Origin of the sequence: Enterobacter cloacae complex sp. IR5384, from assembly GCF_049237265.1 — a bacterium.
In the GTDB taxonomy this organism is placed as follows: domain Bacteria; phylum Pseudomonadota; class Gammaproteobacteria; order Enterobacterales; family Enterobacteriaceae; genus Enterobacter; species Enterobacter cloacae.
Genome location: NZ_JBMKHJ010000008.1, coordinates 142,531 through 159,875, shown reverse-complemented (window position 1 = coordinate 159,875; position 17,345 = coordinate 142,531). Strand labels below are relative to the sequence as shown.

The window sequence follows — 17,345 nt, the reverse complement described above, 5'->3', positions numbered from 1 at the left end:
TGATGATCTGTTCGTCGGAAAAACGCTTCTTCATGGGGATGTCCTCATGTGGCTTATGAAGACATTACTAACATCGGGGTGTACTAATCAACGGGGAGCAGGTCACTTATCGTAAAAACCGCCGACAGGGTATTCGATCCTTTTTTTCAAGAAAGCCGTTACAAATATTTGCTCTGCTACTTCCTTCTGACGGTTTGAAAAATCCACAGAGTAGCGAGGCGCGTTAGCAATAAAATGGCAATAAACCGCGCTAAGTATGTCAGTATCATTTAGCATTGGGGGAGTCTGACAAGCCCAAACTTCTTGAATAGTGGATGTGTTGCCAGCAGTCGTCTTATAGAGAGTCGCCTCCTTCCCTTTGCTCCTGCAAAAGTCTCCAACCAGTGACATAACGATTTCTGCATTTTCTGAATCCCGATAACGAGCAGTCACTAACCACCCCAGTGCTTGATCGTAGCTCTCCGAGTAAGTCGGCACATCTAAGTGCTCTTGCCGCTGCGAGTACCCACTACAACCAACGCAAACGGCACAGAAGAACAGAGATAATCCCTTAATACGCATGATCCACCGACAATAGTTTGTTTTTTAAGCTATCTTAGCGGTCAGATTGTTCCTGGACAAGGGTAGTTAACTATCGGCGCTCTCGTATTGGCAGCGCTGATTATGGAAACAATCTCACATCCGCTAAAAAAGAATCATAGGCTAAAGGTTTGAAGTATCGCTTGCCACCCTACTGTTTGGAATATACCGAACAATTGTCTGTGCCATAATCCCATTAATGACCATCTGACTTAACTCAACCGTTGTGTCAGGAAGTTTCCAGTTTACTTTACTTGGATCAGAAAATTCAGGCTTTCCATACTTCTGAGTTAGTAATTGATTTAATGTGCCAAATTGACGTGCTGCGATGCCTTCATTTTTCTTCTCATTGCTGGCTACGTTCGTTTGGACAAGACGATCAGCGCTGTCGAACAAAAATGTCACTGTATAGAGACCGCTACCAATCGATACATTATCAATCCGCACTTTCCCAAAGTTATCCTTATATTTTTCTGGTGAGATGAGATGTGCACCATTGCCCTGAGCAGCAACAACTTCTGATGGATTCATGTCCCATTTAGTGTTTCCGTAACCAATACCTTTAGCGAACGAGAGCAGAGGTAAAGTTAGAATCACGAAAGCCATTAGTAATTTTTTCATTCCATCCCCACGAATTGAGTTTATTAATTATGAACCAGTTTACAATGATCCCATTGCTCAGTGCTTCTTGCGATGCGGTCACTAATTGCAAAGTTTCCCAGCGACGGATCATAGGCGTACACCTTGCTTTTATCATCTGCCATCATCAACTTACCGTTAGCTTTCAGCTTTGGTGAGAGCAGGTACGTACCATTTAAACGGTTAGCTTTGAAGCTATCGACATACAACGTTACCTCGGCACTACCCAACACACGTAAAGCACCGATTCTTCCATTCTGTATCGCTGCAATAGCATACTGACAGAGATACGTTTTAGCAGTTGAAGACGTATTTTTTCCGTCAACCTTAGCTGATGAGGAAGGGGAAGAGGATTTAGGGATTGAACTATGAAGAGAAGATGACGGGTAAGAGTATGAATAATTTTTATACGTAGATGAGGTGCCTGATCCAATCCGGCATGTTTTTCCAACCGCAATGCACGAATTACCGCATGGAATACCTTTCTTGCAGTTCTTAGCGTGTGCAGAGAATGACAACCCAGCCAATAGAAATGTACCAATGGTTATCCTAACCAACGAAGACCAGCCCATAAACCACCCTTCTTTTAAGATTTCCTCTACATGATACCATATTTAAATTAAGGGAATAGAAGCCATAAAGCCCCGTTGGTGATACAGCAACAAGCGGAGCGTAGCGACTTCATCAGATTGTCAGAGGGATCATACCTTATCAGGATAACCGTGTACCCTTGCGGGAGCGTGGCTGAAGCGCTGATAGAGCCTACATGTCGTTTGTAGGTACGTTATCACCATAAACCTGTTTACGTGGCTCATAAGGCCGCACATCGGGCTTGAATGCGTATGATCAATCTGTTTTGGTATAGAGTTTAGAGACGGTGGCACGTCTTCCGGCTTCAAAGGGAAAAGCTGTACAAGGTTGAGCCTGGTAACTACTTGCCACTGCGTGATAACATACCAAAGCCATTAACATTCACAGTGGCTTTTGTACTTGATGAGAAACTGGTATTTCTTACATGCAAATGAGATGGATTTTTCACGCTAACTCATTGATTTATAAGAAATTTAGTGACTTGGTGCCGAAGGCCGGACTCGAACCGGCACGTATTTCTACGGTTGATTTTGAATCAACTGCGTCTACCGATTTCGCCACTTCGGCACTGAAGGGGATGCGGAAACGTTGTGGATTATACCTGTCGCGCGCCGCCATGCAAGCGACGACGCGCGAAACCCGCGCTAAGTGCCCAAAAAACCAGCGCCCTTCGTCAGTCCAGCTCAGACACCGCCAGCCGAATCACCCTCGCCGCCTTCTGCTCCGGCAGCGCCAGCACCTTGGCCCACATCTCCTGCACCATATCGCAGGAGAGCTTCTCTTTGCCCGCCGCCTTCTCCGGCGTCTGCAGCAGCTGGATGTCCTCGCCGTACTTATCGGCAAGTTCTTTCATAATCGGCCGCACATCCTCGACAGCCGACTCGCGTTCGGCCGGGGTCACGGTGTGGCGGTTTTTGCCGTAGGCCGCGCGCATCATGTCGGCGTCGGCCTGCATGCGCCGCGCCATCAGATCTTTATCCAGCATGCGCATCGGGTTGATGCCGCCCTTGACCATCGGGTAGAGGAAGCGGAAGCAGGCGTCGTCGCTCACCTTCTGGATGGCGGCGGTCTGCTCCATGTTGATGGTCATGTAGTTCACCACATTGGCGTCCGGGGCGTTTTGCAGGCGCGACATCTGCAGATGCAGGATTTGAGGCTGGATGGTGTCGATAATCTGCTGCTCCGGCTCGCCCGCTTTTTGCAGGGCGGCCATCTGGTCGAGGATGCGCTGATGCAGCGCGGGCTCCTGCTCCTTAATCACCTGCCAGGCGGGCATCGCGTTAAGGGCGTTATCCATCTGCCGTTCCGGGGCGCGCTGCCTGTCGAAAAACACCCAGAACGCCACGGCGGCAGCCGCAATGACGACAATCACAATACGGGTCCACGTTTTATTCATCTCGCATCCTTATCCTTGAGTTATGCCGGTTTACACCGGCACGCCGCTGTGGAAGCGAAACTCGTTGTCCGGTGTCGAGATAAGTGTGGCTTCAATTTCGCCAAAAAGCTTTATGCGCGGTGAGATATCGTCGTCGCTCACCTGCCGGGCCAGCGTCAGGTAGTCCTGATAATGGCGCGCTTCCGAGCGCAGCAGCGAGAGATAGAACTTCTGCAGGTCGTCGTCGAGGAACGGGGCCAGCGCGGCGAAGCGTTCGCAGGAGCGGGCTTCGATGTAGGCACCACAGATGAGCTTGTCGATCAGCGTCAGGGGCTCGTGGGTGCGCACATCCTTCAGCATCCCTTTGGCGTAGCGGCTGGCGGTGATTTTGACGTACGGAATGTCGCGGGCCAGCATCGCCTCGCGCACCTGCCAGAAGTGGTGCAGCTCCTCTTTAATCAGCAGCACCATGCTGTCGATGAGCGCCTGGCCCCACGGGTCGTCGGTTTTGGGCATCACGCTTTTGCCTATCTGCCTGTGCAGGGCGATGAAGTCCGGCTCCGGGCCGTCGCGGAAGGTGAACAGTTCGTAGGGTTTGAGCCAATCGAGCAGCGCGTCGGCACCGCTTTCGTCGGCGACGTATTTACGCACCAGCAGCAGCGCGGTCTGGGCGGCCTTGAGCTCGCACACCATGTGGTCGGTGAGCAGCAGCGGCAGGTTCGCCGGGTCGCGGGCTTTATCAATCCATGCTTGCGGGGTCGGGCACTGGAGGAAGTTAAGTACGGGGGAGAGTATCTGCGGGTAATCCATGGTTCTGCCTTGAAAAAGCGGTGGCGCGTGCCACCGCCTGAAACGCTTAGTGACGCACGCCGTCGTCGTCTTCGTCGACGTAATCTTCGTCGTCGCCCTCTTCGCCGTCTTCACCGTTCGGATCTTCGAAGTAGGTTCCCCAGCCGTCGTACTCCACGTCAAACTTCTCGGCCAGGTTCATCAGCTGTTCTACCTGCGCGTCGATCAGCTCCGCCTTCAGCGCGCCTTCGCTCAGGATGTCGCAGCAGATGACGGTATCGCCCTCTTCCACTTCCAGCTCTTCCGGCTCGGTCACTTCGTAACCCAGTTTAAAAGCTTCCACCGCCATTTTTTCCAGCGCGTCGAAATCATCCGCAGAGAAATGGTGCTCGATGGTGTACAGCGCGTCCGGATCGCTACCGTCTTCCAGCAGCTCTTCAATAATCAGACGCGTCTCTTCGCGTTGTTCTTCCAGGTGTTCCGGGTTTGCCATGGGTCATTCCTCTTTAAAGTGCGGCAGATACTTCTATTTTCACACACGGACGTGTTTGCCTCCACCTTTGTGAGAAAGATTTGTTAAACGGGGTTGCAAATGAATAATTAAACATATAAAGTGAATTTTAATTCAATAAGTGGCGTTCGCCATGTGAGGATAAAATGTCTGATCTGTACAAGAAACACTTTCTGAAATTGCTCGACTTTACCCCTGCACAGTTCACTTCTCTGCTGACTCTTGCCGCACAGCTCAAAGCCGATAAAAAAAATGGCAAGGAAGTACAAAAGCTTACCGGTAAACACATCGCGCTCATCTTCGAAAAAGACTCAACCCGTACACGATGCTCTTTCGAAGTTGCCGCATTTGACCAGGGCGCGCGCGTTACCTATTTAGGGCCGAGCGGCAGCCAGATTGGGCATAAAGAGTCAATTAAGGACACCGCGCGCGTGCTCGGGCGGATGTACGACGGCATTCAGTATCGCGGCCACGGGCAGGAAGTGGTCGAAACGCTGGCGCAGTACGCGGGCGTGCCGGTGTGGAACGGGCTGACCAACGAGTTCCACCCAACGCAGCTGCTGGCGGACCTGCTGACCATGCAAGAGCACCTGCCGGGCAAGGCGTTTAACGAGATGACGCTGGTCTACGCGGGCGACGCGCGCAACAACATGGGCAACTCAATGCTGGAAGCGGCAGCGCTGACCGGGCTGGATCTGCGTCTGGTGGCCCCGAAGGCCTGCTGGCCGGAAGAGAGCCTGGTGGCGGAGTGCAGCGCGCTGGCGGAGAAGCACGGCGGGAAGATCACCCTGACGGAAGACGTAGCGGCGGGCGTGAAGGGTGCGGACTTTATCTATACCGACGTGTGGGTGTCGATGGGCGAAGCCAAAGAGAAGTGGGCGGAGCGGATTGCGCTGCTGCGCGGGTATCAGGTGAACGCGCAGATGATGGCGCTGACCGGCAACCCGAACGTGAAGTTCCTGCACTGTCTGCCGGCGTTCCATGACGACCAGACCACGCTCGGCAAGCAGATGGCGAAGGAGTTCGATCTGCACGGCGGGATGGAAGTGACGGACGAGGTGTTTGAGTCGGCGGCGAGCATCGTGTTTGACCAGGCGGAAAACCGGATGCATACGATTAAGGCGGTGATGGTGGCGACGCTTGGGGGTTGATTGGATCCTCTGCGCGCTGGTGCCCTCACCCCGGCCCTCTCCCACAGGGAGAGGGGGAAAACACTAAAAAACGACAACCTTGTTGTCGTTTTTGCTTTTACCTCCATTTCATTGATTTTTCACCCCGAAAAAGGTACGTTTTCGCCTTAATTCCAGCGTGGACATACCAGCATTATGCCGATTATTCAGTCTGTTGAACGTGCGTTGCAGATCCTCGACCTGTTCAACGAGCAGGCCACCGAGCTTAAGATCACCGACATCAGCAAACTGATGGGGCTGAGCAAGAGTACCCTCCACTCACTGCTGAAAACCCTGCAGCTTCATGGCTATATCGATCAGAACCCGGAGAACGGCAAATATCGCCTCGGCATGAAGCTGGTTGAGCGCGGTCATTTCGTTGTGGGCTCCATCGATATTCGTCAGAAGGCGAAAGGCTGGCTGACGGAGCTGTCCCAACGGACCGGGCAGACCACCCATCTGGGGATCCTCGACGGGCGTGAAGGGGTTTATATCGAGAAGATTGAAGGCAAGCTGGCCGCCATCGCCTATTCGCGCATTGGCCGCCGCCTGCCGGTTCACGCCACCGCCATCGGCAAGGTGTTGATTGCCTGGCTGGGCGAGACCGAGCTGAACGCCCTGCTTGAGGGCTATCAGTACACCACCTACACCCCTTCCACCCTCGCCTCTCGCGAAGCATTAATGGCCGCTCTGGCGCAGACCCGCGAGCAGGGCTATGCCCTGGATAGCGAAGAGAACGAGCAGGGCGTGCGCTGCGTGGCGGTGCCGGTGTGGAACCATGAATCCCGCGTGATTGCCGCCCTGAGCCTGTCGACGCTGACCTCGCGCGTGGACGATGCCGGGCTGGCTGATTTCCGCGAGCAGCTTCAGCAGGCCGGGCTCCAGCTTTCACGCGCGCTGGGCTACCCGGCCTGAGCCGTTATGCTGGCTCGTAGGTGAAGTAGTCGAAGTCCGCGTGGCAGCCGTCGCCGCTGATGTCCTCGCAGTGCAGCCCCACAAACGCGCCGGTGAAGAAGCCGCGCCCGCCGATGTAGTCATCCGACAGTTTCCACGCCTCATACGTTACCGGCACGGTGTGCCACGTCTCGCCGTCAAACGAGTAGCTGTAGCGGTAGACCAGCGTATCCACGTCCACCCGCAACCAGACGCTCTCCGCACTCTCCGGCACCGGAATCGGCTGCTCGTGCAACGGCCATGACGGCATGTTGTGGTCGAGCTGAATAACCTTGATGGTTCTCCCCTGCCCCTCCTCGTAGTCCACAAAGCAGTAGCTCCAGTTTTTACTGTTGTAGTAGCAGGTCAGCCCCGCGCTTTGCTGGAAGTGGACCGGCGAGAACTGCATCCGTGTTTCGGAGCGGAAGGCGAAGTGCTGCCAGCGGCGCGCCACGGTCGACTGGGTAAAGGTCGAGTTGAGCGAGTCGTTGCCGTAGAGCCGTAAATAGCCGGGGCGCGCGGTGAGCGAGCCGAGGGTGTCGTCGAACGGGATGCGCAGGGTCTGCAGTTCCGGGTCAAGCGTGCTGCCGTCGAAGTCCTCCCGCCAGTTGCCCTGAACGGATGCAGGCTGTTCCGCCACCTGCGGGCCTTTCACGGTCAGCTGCGCGTGCTTGCCGCCTTCCACGTATGGCCAGCCGTCGCGCCATTCAATGCGGGCGATACCGGTCTCGCGGCCCAGCGGACAGTAGCCGCGTCCGCCGGAGGCCAGCAGCGGCACGCCGGGCAGGCGCAGCGGGCGGCTGGTTAGGTAGGCCATGTACCACTCTCCGGTGTGGGTCTGCAGCAGCGAGCCGTGGCCGCTCTTCTGCAGCGGGTTCTCCGGCAGGTGCCAGCTGGTCATCATCGTCACCTCCGGGTGCAGCTCGTACGGCCCGTCGATGGTTTTTGAACGCAGCACCACAACCGCGTGCTCGTAGCTGGTGCCACCTTCGGCCACCATCAGGTAGTACCATCCCGCGTGGCAATACAGGTGAGCGCCTTCGGTGTAGCAGAGCGGCGTGCCGGTAAACAGCGTTTTGCGCTCGGGCGAGAGGGTGCCGGTCTGCGGATCGAATTCCTGCATCACAATGGTGTTGTGCGGGTTGCTGTGGTGGCGCGGCCCCCACGGACGGTAGAGGTAGTATTTACGGCCATCGTCGTCGTGGAACAGGGATGGGTCAAACCCGCCGTTGCCCATCGGGATCGGATCGCTCCACGGCCCCTCGATGGACGGCGCAGTGACGAGGAAGTTGCGGCCATTTTTCCACGGCGAATCGACGATCTTCACGTCGGTATAGAGCAGCCAGAATTTGCCGTCGGCATAGCTCAGGCACGGTGCCCAGATGCCGCCGGAGTCCGGGTTGCCCTTCATGTCCAGCATCGACACGCGGTCCAGCGGGGTGCTGACCAGCGACCAGTTTTTCAGGTCACGGGAGTGATAGATGCGCACGCCCGGGAACCACTCGAAGGTCGAAGTGGCGATGTAGTAGTCCTCGCCCTGACGGCATAAAGACGGGTCCGGGTTGAAGCCGGTGAGTATTGGGTTGGTGATTTCCATATTGCCTCCGGTTAATGGGATGCGGCTGTCGCAGCGTCGGGAACGGCCTCGCCCTGCGCCGCGCGGTGCTTGATCAGCTGCTGGCTGATGGCCTCCACGCGGGCATCGGTGAGCTTATAGAACGACAGCATGATGAACATGCCCACGTAGAGCACCACCGGCACCACGCAGAACAGAATTTTGATGGTGGTCAGCACCTCAACCGGCTGCACGCTGCTGCTGGCGGAGTAGTTGACGTACGCCAGGATCCAGCCCACCACCGCCCCGCCAATTGCCAGGCCAATCTTCAGGCTGAACAGATAGGTGGAGAACACCAGCCCGTCGAGGCGTCGCCCGCTGCGGCTCTCCTCGTAATCCACCACGTCAGAGGCCATCAGCCACTGCAGCGGCGTGGTGGTGTTGAAGACGAACAGGAACAGGATGTTGAGGGCGAAAATCAGGGCAATATGCTCCGCCGGGGTGACGAAAATCAGCAGGCTGATCAGCGAGTAGGCGACGATGATCCACTTGAAGGCTTTTACCCGGTCAAAGCGGCCCAGCAAACGGGAGGAGCAGAGCGAGCCGAACATGGTGGCGAGGCTGCCGTAGAGTAAAAACTGGGTCGCCATCTCCGGGTGATCCATCACGTATTTGACGAAGTAGAGCGTGGCCCCGCCGCGTACCACGTTAGAGCAGGTCGCCATCATCTTGAACGCGCACATGATCCGCCACTGGCCGTTGCCCAGCAGCAGCTTAAGGTCTTTCGCCACCGACGAGCCCGGCTGCACCTCAAAGGTGTAGCGCTCTTTGGTGGTAAAGAAGCAGACGTAGAGCAGCACCACGCCGGTCAGCCCCAGCACACACATGGCGCCGAAATAGCCCACCTGCTCGTCCCCTTTGCCGATGATGCTCACCAGCGGCAGCGCGATGCCGCTAATGGCAAGCGAGCCCGCCGCCGCCAGGAAGAAACGCCACGACTGCAGGGCGTGACGCTCTTTCGGGTCGGCGGTAATCACGCCCGGCATGGCGCAGTACGGCACGTTAACGAAGGTGTAGACCAGGGTCAGCAGAATGTAGGTTACGCAGGCGTAGATGATTTTGCCCTGCGCAGAGAAATCCGGCGTGTAGAAGGTCAGCATGCAGACGATGCCAAACGGGATCGCCCCCCACAGCAGGAACGGGCGGAACTGGCCGTAGCGCGTGCGGGTGCGGTCCACCAGCAGCCCCATCAGCGGGTCGGTCACGGCGTCGAGCACGCGGGAGACCAAAAACAGCGTGCCCATAATGCCCGCCGACAGGCCAAACACGTCGGTATAAAAGTAGGCCAGCAGGAACATGGTGGCCTGCCAGACAAAGCCGCAGGCGGTGTCACCCAGCCCGTAGCCAATTTTATCTTTCATGGTTAATTGCATCATCATCGCACCTTTATTTTCGTATGCTGATTTCACAACATCGTGTTAATGGAGTGTAATGAGCTGTTCAATTAACCAGCAATGGTCATATCTTATTTCCGAATTACGATATTTTGCTTTTGTGACGCCACCGATATATCGCAACGCATTGTTTAAATTGATAAATTTAAGATGCGCGAAAACCGTCCACGGGATATTTCCCGTAGACGGTATCGCTCAGAAAATAATTAAAGTCCGAGTGCTTTTTTACCGGCGTTAATTACCTCGATAATTTTATCGGTGTCATAAATACAGCCTTTCCAGGTGCCGCCGCTCACCGACTGTAATGCCGCCCACAGGCGGGTATCGTCCGGCAAAAAGTCATGAGGGTGCAGGTCCGGGTGCGTCTGTCTTACTGCCAGCTCGCGCGCGCCCTCTTCCGGCGTCAGCGGGTTTTCTGCGGTACCGATAAAGTTGACGCTGCCCGTCAGGGTCAGGCGATCCACGGCAATCTCGATGATGTCGTTGTCGCGCAGCTTGCCAATCGGCCCGCCTGCCAGCGCTTCCGGCGACACGTGGCCGAAGCAGGCGCCCGTCGACACCCCCGAGAAGCGCGCATCGGTGATTAACGACACCGTCTTGCCCCATGAGATATGCTTCAGCGCAGAGGTGAGCTGGTAGGTCTCTTCCATGCCGGTACCGGACGGCCCACCGCCGATCACCACCATGATATCGCCCTGTTTAATCTCTTCCTGCTTGATGGCCTTAATCGCCTGTGCTTCCGAGACAAACACCCTTGCCCGGCCCGTATGACGGTAAACGCCATCGTCACCCACCACCGACGGGTCAATGGCCGTGGCCTTGATCACCGATCCTTCCGGCGCGATGTTGCCCGTCGGGAAGCAGACCGTCGAGGTCAGCCCTCTCGCTTTTGCCTTCTCGGGCGGCAGGATCACATCATCCGGATCCACGCCGTCCTGCTCGCGCAGGCACTGGCGGAAGCGCTTACGGCGCTCGGACGCCTGCCACCAGTCGAGGTTCTCGCCCACCGTCTGGCCGGTGACGGTCATGGCATCCAGATGCAGCAGGCCGAGATCGCGCAGGTGGAGCATCACCTCCGGCACACCGCCCGCAAGGAAGGCGCGCACGGTCGGGTGATAGTCCGGGCCGTTGGGCAGCACGCTGACCAGGCGCGGCACCCTGCGGTTGACGCGTGTCCAGTGCTCTACGTCCGGGATCGTGCAGCCCGCCGCGTGGGCGATGGCCGGGATGTGCAGCAGTAAATTGGTGGAGCCGCCGAACGCCGCGTGGATCACCATGGCGTTTTCGATGGCTTTATCGGTGAGGATATCGCGCGTGGTGATGCCGCGGTTATCCAGCTCGCTCACCGCCCGCGCCGACTGGCGGGCAATTTCCAGCCACACCGCCTGACCGGACGGCGCCAGCGCGGAGTGCGGCAGCGCCAGACCCAGCGCTTCGGCCACCACCTGCGAGGTGCCCGCCGTGCCGAGGAACTGACATCCGCCGCCCGGCGACGCGCAGGCGCGACAGCCCAGCTCGGCGGCCTCCTGCAATGACAGTTCGTGGTTAGCAAAGCGCGCGCCGATGGTCTGCACCTTGCCCGCGTCTTCCCCCACGGTCGGCGGCAGCGTCGCCCCGCCCGGCACCAGAATGGTCGGAAGATTGTGCATCGAGGCCAGCGCAATCATGGTGGCAGGCAGCCCTTTATCGCAGGTCGCCACGCCAATGACCGCCCGGCGCGTCGGCAGGGAGCGGATCAGACGACGAAACACGATCGCCGCATCGTTGCGGTACGGCAGGGAGTCGAACATCCCGTGCGTGCCCTGCGAGCGCCCGTCGCACGGATCGCTGACGAAGGCCGCAAACGGGATCCCGCCGTTGCGGGTGATCTCCTTCGCCGCGGCCTGCATCTGCATGCCGATCTCCCAGTGCCCGGTGTGGTAGCCCAGCGCAACCGGTCGTCCGTCCCCGGCGCGGATGCCGCCCTGGGTGCCAATAATCAGCACCTCTTTGCCGGTCAGCTTGTTGGCGTCCCAGCCCATCCCGGCGTTCTGGGTCATACCGAACAGATTGCCGCTGGGGGATTCCATCAGCATCTGCGGAGTCAGCGGCAGCGCGCCCTGCGGCCCCGCCGCATGGGTGATCACCGCATAAAACGCATCATCCTGCGGGGTGAAAATTTTCTCGATGGTCATGGTTATCGTCCGGCTCAGCAGAGCTTGAGCTGTTGCAGCAGGGTTTTCAGCTGCGCCTTACGCGGCTCGTCCAGCGCAGAGGCGGGCGGCAGCACGTGGGTAGAAATCGGGCGGCCGCAGAGCACAATCGCCTCTTTAATGACATTCACAAACGGCGTATCCAGCTGATACATCTGCGGTATTTGCAGTAAGGTCTGATGATACTCAGCCGCTTTCGCCACGTCTTTATCCCGCCAGGCTTTCAGAAGATTCACCGACACCTGCGGAGCAAAGTTGCCGCTGGCCGAGATCGCCCCATCGCCGCCGAGCAGCAGGGTATTAAACAGATGATCGTCGTAGCCGCACAGCACGGTGAAGTGCGGATGGGCGGCTTTGACGGTGTGGATCATGCTGCGCAGATGGGCCACGGAGTCGATCGTGTCTTTAATGCCGACGATGTTGCTGCGCGAGTCGGCCAGGGTTTTGACCAGCGCCGGCGTCAGATCCTGCCCGGTCAGCGCCGGGAAGTTATAGAGGATCACCGGCAGCGTGACGCTGTCGGCCACCTGCTCGAAATAGCGGATCAGGTTCGCTTCAGACACCTTCCAGTAGTAGGGGTTGATCACCACGATACCGTCCGCCCCCGCCTGCTGGGCGTGCTGGCTCAGTTCAATGGTTTCCCGGGCGTTGGTGCCGCCGGTGCCGATCAGCACCGGCACACGACGATCGACGTGATCGATAGCAAAGCGGGCAATGGTTTTACGCTCTTCGGCGCTGAGCTGGGAGAACTCACCGCCGCTGCCCAGGAAGAACAGGCCGTCAACGCCTGCCGCGATCAGATCGTCGATCAGCGCGGCGGTGCCCTGCTTATCAAGCTGGCCATCGGCGGTAAAAATGGTGGAGACAGGGGGAATGATTCCCGTGAACAACGCGGACTGCGGCATGAGATCTCCTTGCTGAATCATTTTGTTCTACATTATAGAACAGCGTTCATTAATTTAACGATCATACTATGACGCAGAAAAAGCGCAGGTAAATGAGAGATGAGGAGGGAGTGTGGGAAGTTTAAGCTGGATCACATTATGCGTGGGTGCGGTCTGGTGCCCTCACCCCGGCCCTCTCCCACGGGGAGAGGGTGTAAAAGTTCCCTCTCCCACGGGGAGAGGGTTAGGGTGAGGGGTAAGGGGTAAGGGGTTACTCCACCAACATCTTAACAACCACTTTCCTGACCTTAGCAGGCGCCCCCACCACGCACAGCGGCTTATGTACTTCACCCGGCCAGAACACCACGAAATCCCCTTCGCTCAGCACCACAGTTTTCTCCTGCTCGCCTTCCGGCAGGAACGCGATGTCTTTATCCGCCAGCCAGTCGGTGTCCGGCGTGCCGTGTGGCAAGGTACTGAACGTCATCCCTTCCTGCCCTTTGAGCACAATCTGAATGTCCAGATAGCGAGCATGGTACTCCGCGCGGCGCTCGGCAAACGGCTGGGTCATGTCTTCGGAGACCAGATAAAACAGGTTGCTGCCGTTGATGTCATGCTTGCCCGGCGGGGTGGCGTCGGTGACGTGGGCCTTAACGTGCTCGATGGCCAGACGCAGGGGTTCCGGTAGCCAGGCTTGCAGATGGTGGATGTTGCCGATAATCATAATTAAACCCTCATAATAAAACACTGTTTCATTTTCATCTTTTATACGAGAATTCAAACTGCCATACCAGCCCTTTTTCGCGGAGAGTTGCGCGAACGCATGTTTATCGGGAAAGGTGTTAATCTGCTGTTAATCCCTCACAGGCATTTATGCAGTTGTTATGCATAACCTCAGCGCGTCGTGACGATGCCGTGTCGCTAACTCACTGATTGTACTGCCTTCATCATAAAACTCGCGCCAGCTTCACACTTTATCATTTTGATTATTTGCTATTAAATTCCATAATTATTTATTGATTTTTCTTAAGTCAAAAATAGTTAATTGGCTATTGTGCATAGTCATTCCGCACATCAAATAAAATCATTTAAAATCAATAGCATAATCAAATATGTCAAAACATTAAATTCTACAAAATAATAACAACCTCAAATAATGCCAACGGATCCTGCTTAGCTATTCACCGGCCAATAATATCAAATTAATCATTATCTGATGCGAATCATGCAAATGAAAACAAACTACTCAATACCTAATTTCACGTGAGCAACATCACAATACGGTTTATTTAAGCGCCTACTATTGACCACGAAATCAATTGAGCTTAGCCGCCATATCATTACACGAATATGGCGCATGCCCTTTTTATTCTGAAAAACAGTTAAAGGAATAATTATGGAAAAGCATTATGTCGGTTCTGAAATTGGTCAATTGCGTAGCGTGATGCTGCACCGCCCTAATTTAAGTCTTAAGCGCTTAACGCCATCAAACTGTCAGGAGCTGTTATTTGATGATGTGCTCTCGGTTGAGCGGGCGGGTGAGGAGCATGACATTTTCGCAAACACGCTGCGCGAGCAGGGTGTGGAAGTCCTGCTGTTGACCGACCTTCTCACTCAAACGCTTGATATTGCAGAGGCGAAAGCCTGGCTGCTGGAGACGCAAATCTCCGACTACCGTCTCGGGCCAACCTTTGCCAGCGACGTGCGCGGCTGGCTGGCAGATATGCCGCACCGGGAACTGGCGCGCAGACTGAGCGGCGGATTAACCTACGGTGAAATTCCGGCGGCGATTAAAAATATGGTGGTGGATACCCACACGGCGAATGATTTTATTATGAAGCCGCTGCCAAACCATTTATTTACCCGCGATACCTCGTGCTGGATTTATAACGGCGTCTCTATTAACCCGATGGCCAAACCGGCCCGCCAGCGTGAAACCAATAACCTGCGAGCCATATATCGCTGGCACCCGGCATTCGCCGATGGCGAATTTATTAAGTATTTCGGCGACGAGAATATTAATTATGACCACGCCACCCTGGAGGGCGGCGACGTATTAGTGATTGGCCGCGGTGCGGTATTAATTGGCATGTCTGAACGCACCACCCCGCAGGGCGTGGAGTTCCTCGCTAACAGCCTGTTTAAACATCGCCAGGCCGAGCGTGTGATTGCCGTTGAGCTGCCAAAACACCGCTCCTGCATGCACCTCGACACCGTCATGACCCACATCGACGTGGACACCTTCTCCGTCTACCCGGAAGTGGTGCGTAAAGACGCCCAGTGCTGGACGCTCACCCCGGACGGACGCGGCGGCCTGCTGCGCACCCAGGAAACCGACCTGCTGCACGCCATCGAGAAAGCGCTCGGTATTAATCAGGTACGCCTGATCACCACCGGCGGCGACGCCTTTGAAGCCGAGCGCGAGCAGTGGAACGACGCCAACAACGTGCTCACCATCCGCCCGGGCGTGGTGATCGGCTATGAGCGCAACGTCTGGACCAACGAGAAATACGACAAAGCGGGGATCACCGTGCTGCCTATCCCGGGCGACGAACTGGGACGCGGTCGCGGCGGCGCGCGCTGCATGAGCTGCCCACTGGAACGCGACGGAATTTAAGGAGCCACTATGGAACGAAAACCCACTCTGGTTGTGGCCCTGGGCGGCAACGCATTGCTCAAACGCGGCGAACCGCTAGAAGCCGAGATCCAGCGTAAAAATATCGACCTCGCGGCCCGAACCATCGCCGGGCTGACGGAGCAGTGGCGCGTGGTGCTGGTGCACGGCAACGGGCCGCAGGTCGGGCTGCTGGCGTTGCAGAACAGCGCCTACGACAAAGTCGCCCCCTACCCGCTGGACGTTCTCGGCGCCGAAAGCCAGGGGATGATCGGCTACATGCTCCAGCAGGCGCTAAAAAACAGCCTGCCCCAGCGCGAGGTGAGCGTCCTGCTCACCCAGGTGGAGGTGGACGCCGCCGACCCGGCCTTCAGCAACCCGACCAAGTACATCGGCCCGGTCTACAGCGAAGCCCAGGCAAAAACGCTACAGGCAGAGAAAGGCTGGGTGTTCAAGGCCGACGGCAGCTACTTCCGCCGCGTGGTGCCCTCTCCGCAGCCGAAACGCATCGTTGAGAGCGACGCCATCGCGGCGCTGATCCAGCGCGACCACCTGGTGATCTGCAACGGCGGTGGCGGCGTACCGGTGGTGGAAAACGCCAACGGCTATCACGGCATTGAGGCGGTGATCGACAAAGACCTCTCCGCCGCCCTGCTGGCGCGCCAGATTGAGGCGGATGCCCTGCTGATCCTCACCGATGCCGACGCGGTGTACCTCGACTGGGGCAAACCAACCCAGCGTCCGCTGGCACAGGTGACGCCGGAACTGCTCAAGGGCATGGCGTTCGACGCCGGTTCAATGGGGCCGAAAGTGGCCGCCTGCCGCGAGTTTGTTGAGGCCTGCAACGGGATTGCCGGGATCGGCGCGCTGGCTGACGGCGCGGAGATCCTCGCGGGCGAGAAAGGCACGTTGATTCGTAACTGAATAACTTCCCCCTCACCCGACTCTCCCTCTCCCCGTGGGAGAGGGCCGGGGTGAGGGCACCAGACAGCAAAATTTTAAAAAGGATTTCCCGCATGACCATCAACCTGAAAAACCGCAACTTCCTCAAACTGCTGGACTATACCCCGGCGGAGATCCAGTACCTGATCGACCTCGCCATCGAACTGAAGGCCGCCAAAAAAGCCGGACGTGAGAAGCAAACCCTGGTCGGGAAAAATATCGCCCTGATTTTTGAAAAAACCTCCACCCGCACCCGCTGCGCCTTTGAAGTGGGCGCATTTGACCAGGGCGCGCAGGTCACCTACCTCGGCCCAAGCGGCTCGCAGATTGGCCATAAAGAGTCGATGAAAGACACCGCCCGCGTGCTGGGCCGCATGTATGACGGCATCGAGTATCGCGGCTACGGCCAGGCCATCGTCGAAGAGCTGGGCGAGTACGCGGGCGTGCCGGTATGGAACGGCCTGACTGACGAGTTCCACCCCACTCAAATCCTCGCCGATCTGATGACCATGCTGGAGCACTCGCCGGGCAAAACCCTGCCGGAGCTGAGCTTTGCCTATCTGGGCGACGCGCGCAACAACATGGGCAACTCGCTGATGGTCGGTGCGGCCAAGATGGGGATGGATATCCGCCTGGTGGCACCAAAGTCCTTCTGGCCGGAAGCGGGGCTGGTTGAGCAGTGCCGCGCCATCGCCAAAGAAACGGGCGCACGCATCACCCTTACCGACGACGTAGAAGAAGGTGTGCAGGGAGCCGATTTCCTCTACACCGACGTGTGGGTCTCCATGGGCGAGCCGAAGGAAGCATGGGCCGAGCGCGTCAGCCTGATGAAGCCGTATCAAATCAATGCGCAGGTGATGAAGGCCACCGGCAACCCGAACGTCAAGTTTATGCACTGCCTGCCGGCGTTTCACAACGAACACACCAAAGTGGGCCGCGAAATTGAGATGGCCTGCGGCCTGAAAGGGCTGGAGGTGACGGAAGAGGTCTTTGAATCACCAAACTCTATTGTCTTCGACGAAGCAGAAAACCGTATGCACACCATAAAAGCCGTCATGGTGGCGACACTCGGCGACTAATCACCGCCCGGCGCGCCACGGGGTGCGCCGGGGTTCAGG

At 57.0% G+C, this 17,345-nt stretch carries 17 protein-coding genes and 1 tRNA gene; 6 read left to right on the top strand and 12 right to left on the bottom strand.

Annotation, left to right across the window (positions count from 1 at the left end; all coding sequences use genetic code 11):
* Window positions 1-102 precede the first annotated feature (102 nt).
* The 7 genes from ACOTX3_RS09845 to rraB all read right to left on the bottom strand — a co-directional run bounded on the left by ACOTX3_RS09845 (window position 103) and on the right by rraB (window position 4,466).
* On the bottom strand, window positions 103-432 hold the full coding sequence (locus tag ACOTX3_RS09845; RefSeq protein ID WP_127869318.1) for a hypothetical protein: 330 nt from the start codon (window positions 430-432) through the stop codon (window positions 103-105).
* Window positions 433-702: 270 nt separating this feature from the next.
* Entirely contained in the window at window positions 703-1,200 is a 498-nt protein-coding gene (locus ACOTX3_RS09840; RefSeq protein WP_127869317.1) for a hypothetical protein, read from the bottom strand.
* A 23-nt stretch (window positions 1,201-1,223) separates the two neighbouring features.
* Window positions 1,224-1,790 (bottom strand): hypothetical protein, encoded by a 567-nt coding sequence (locus tag ACOTX3_RS09835; protein ID WP_114506852.1) that lies wholly within the window; start codon window positions 1,788-1,790, stop codon window positions 1,224-1,226.
* Between the two features lie 501 nt (window positions 1,791-2,291).
* A tRNA-Leu gene (locus ACOTX3_RS09830) sits at window positions 2,292-2,376 on the bottom strand.
* A gap of 106 nt (window positions 2,377-2,482) precedes the next feature.
* Window positions 2,483-3,205 (bottom strand): hypothetical protein, encoded by a 723-nt coding sequence (locus ACOTX3_RS09825; RefSeq protein WP_058678886.1) that lies wholly within the window; start codon window positions 3,203-3,205, stop codon window positions 2,483-2,485.
* Between the two features lie 30 nt (window positions 3,206-3,235).
* Entirely contained in the window at window positions 3,236-3,994 is a 759-nt protein-coding gene (gene miaE / locus ACOTX3_RS09820) for a tRNA isopentenyl-2-thiomethyl-A-37 hydroxylase MiaE (protein WP_058678887.1), read from the bottom strand.
* A 46-nt stretch (window positions 3,995-4,040) separates the two neighbouring features.
* Window positions 4,041-4,466 (bottom strand): ribonuclease E inhibitor RraB, encoded by a 426-nt coding sequence (gene rraB / locus ACOTX3_RS09815; protein WP_006810300.1) that lies wholly within the window; start codon window positions 4,464-4,466, stop codon window positions 4,041-4,043.
* Window positions 4,467-4,586: 120 nt separating this feature from the next.
* On the opposite strand from rraB, the gene argL reads away from it, so the two are divergent.
* The 3 genes from argL to xynR all read left to right on the top strand — a co-directional run bounded on the left by argL (window position 4,587) and on the right by xynR (window position 6,568).
* Window positions 4,587-4,661, top strand: coding sequence for a putative translational regulatory protein ArgL (gene argL / locus ACOTX3_RS09810; protein WP_231103407.1), 75 nt, complete (start codon window positions 4,587-4,589; stop codon window positions 4,659-4,661).
* Complete coding sequence (gene argF / locus ACOTX3_RS09805) at window positions 4,631-5,635, top strand: ornithine carbamoyltransferase (protein ID WP_058678888.1); 1,005 nt, start codon at window positions 4,631-4,633, stop codon at window positions 5,633-5,635. Before argL ends, argF (ACOTX3_RS09805) begins: the two co-directional genes overlap by 31 nt.
* Window positions 5,636-5,809: 174 nt before the next feature.
* Window positions 5,810-6,568 carry a DNA-binding transcriptional repressor XynR gene (xynR, locus tag ACOTX3_RS09800; RefSeq protein WP_040020432.1) on the top strand — a complete coding sequence of 253 codons (759 nt, stop codon included), beginning with the start codon at window positions 5,810-5,812 and terminating at the stop codon, window positions 6,566-6,568.
* 4 nt (window positions 6,569-6,572) lie between these two features.
* Here xynR and ACOTX3_RS09795 read toward each other — a convergent pair whose 3' ends face one another.
* The 5 genes from ACOTX3_RS09795 to ACOTX3_RS09775 form a co-directional block, all read right to left on the bottom strand.
* Window positions 6,573-8,183 carry a glycoside hydrolase family 43 protein gene (locus ACOTX3_RS09795; RefSeq protein ID WP_058678889.1) on the bottom strand — a complete coding sequence of 537 codons (1,611 nt, stop codon included), beginning with the start codon at window positions 8,181-8,183 and terminating at the stop codon, window positions 6,573-6,575.
* A gap of 11 nt (window positions 8,184-8,194) precedes the next feature.
* Window positions 8,195-9,577 (bottom strand): MFS transporter, encoded by a 1,383-nt coding sequence (locus ACOTX3_RS09790; protein WP_013095375.1) that lies wholly within the window; start codon window positions 9,575-9,577, stop codon window positions 8,195-8,197.
* Between the two features lie 224 nt (window positions 9,578-9,801).
* Entirely contained in the window at window positions 9,802-11,769 is a 1,968-nt protein-coding gene (yagF, locus tag ACOTX3_RS09785) for a xylonate dehydratase YagF (protein ID WP_058678890.1), read from the bottom strand.
* Window positions 11,770-11,783: 14 nt separating this feature from the next.
* Window positions 11,784-12,692 (bottom strand): 2-keto-3-deoxygluconate aldolase, encoded by a 909-nt coding sequence (gene yagE / locus ACOTX3_RS09780; RefSeq protein WP_058662016.1) that lies wholly within the window; start codon window positions 12,690-12,692, stop codon window positions 11,784-11,786.
* A gap of 250 nt (window positions 12,693-12,942) precedes the next feature.
* Window positions 12,943-13,395, bottom strand: a complete 453-nt coding sequence (locus tag ACOTX3_RS09775) for a YhcH/YjgK/YiaL family protein (protein ID WP_058678920.1) — start codon at window positions 13,393-13,395, stop codon at window positions 12,943-12,945.
* A 672-nt stretch (window positions 13,396-14,067) separates the two neighbouring features.
* Here ACOTX3_RS09775 and arcA point away from each other — a divergent pair.
* The 3 genes from arcA (at window position 14,068) to argF (ACOTX3_RS09760) (ending at window position 17,306) form a co-directional block, all read left to right on the top strand.
* Window positions 14,068-15,288 (top strand): arginine deiminase, encoded by a 1,221-nt coding sequence (gene arcA, locus ACOTX3_RS09770; RefSeq protein WP_013095371.1) that lies wholly within the window; start codon window positions 14,068-14,070, stop codon window positions 15,286-15,288.
* A 9-nt stretch (window positions 15,289-15,297) separates the two neighbouring features.
* Window positions 15,298-16,209 (top strand): carbamate kinase, encoded by a 912-nt coding sequence (locus ACOTX3_RS09765; RefSeq protein ID WP_013095370.1) that lies wholly within the window; start codon window positions 15,298-15,300, stop codon window positions 16,207-16,209.
* A 92-nt stretch (window positions 16,210-16,301) separates the two neighbouring features.
* On the top strand, window positions 16,302-17,306 hold the full coding sequence (gene argF / locus ACOTX3_RS09760) for an ornithine carbamoyltransferase (protein WP_421631605.1): 1,005 nt from the start codon (window positions 16,302-16,304) through the stop codon (window positions 17,304-17,306).
* The last annotated feature ends 39 nt before the right edge of the window (window positions 17,307-17,345 follow it).

Coding starts and splice junctions, on each gene's coding strand:
- ACOTX3_RS09835 (WP_114506852.1), bottom strand. CDS start 1,790: ATGGGCTGGTCTTCGTTGGTTAGGATAACCATTGGTACATTTCTATTG.
- arcA (WP_013095371.1), top strand. CDS start 14,068: ATGGAAAAGCATTATGTCGGTTCTGAAATTGGTCAATTGCGTAGCGTG.
- ACOTX3_RS09825 (WP_058678886.1), bottom strand. CDS start 3,205: ATGAATAAAACGTGGACCCGTATTGTGATTGTCGTCATTGCGGCTGCC.
- ACOTX3_RS09775 (WP_058678920.1), bottom strand. CDS start 13,395: ATGATTATCGGCAACATCCACCATCTGCAAGCCTGGCTACCGGAACCC.
- miaE (WP_058678887.1), bottom strand. CDS start 3,994: ATGGATTACCCGCAGATACTCTCCCCCGTACTTAACTTCCTCCAGTGC.
- ACOTX3_RS09765 (WP_013095370.1), top strand. CDS start 15,298: ATGGAACGAAAACCCACTCTGGTTGTGGCCCTGGGCGGCAACGCATTG.
- ACOTX3_RS09790 (WP_013095375.1), bottom strand. CDS start 9,577: ATGATGCAATTAACCATGAAAGATAAAATTGGCTACGGGCTGGGTGAC.
- yagE (WP_058662016.1), bottom strand. CDS start 12,692: ATGCCGCAGTCCGCGTTGTTCACGGGAATCATTCCCCCTGTCTCCACC.
- argF (WP_421631605.1), top strand. CDS start 16,302: ATGACCATCAACCTGAAAAACCGCAACTTCCTCAAACTGCTGGACTAT.
- ACOTX3_RS09795 (WP_058678889.1), bottom strand. CDS start 8,183: ATGGAAATCACCAACCCAATACTCACCGGCTTCAACCCGGACCCGTCT.
- xynR (WP_040020432.1), top strand. CDS start 5,810: ATGCCGATTATTCAGTCTGTTGAACGTGCGTTGCAGATCCTCGACCTG.
- argF (WP_058678888.1), top strand. CDS start 4,631: ATGTCTGATCTGTACAAGAAACACTTTCTGAAATTGCTCGACTTTACC.
- yagF (WP_058678890.1), bottom strand. CDS start 11,769: ATGACCATCGAGAAAATTTTCACCCCGCAGGATGATGCGTTTTATGCG.
- ACOTX3_RS09840 (WP_127869317.1), bottom strand. CDS start 1,200: ATGAAAAAATTACTAATGGCTTTCGTGATTCTAACTTTACCTCTGCTC.
- rraB (WP_006810300.1), bottom strand. CDS start 4,466: ATGGCAAACCCGGAACACCTGGAAGAACAACGCGAAGAGACGCGTCTG.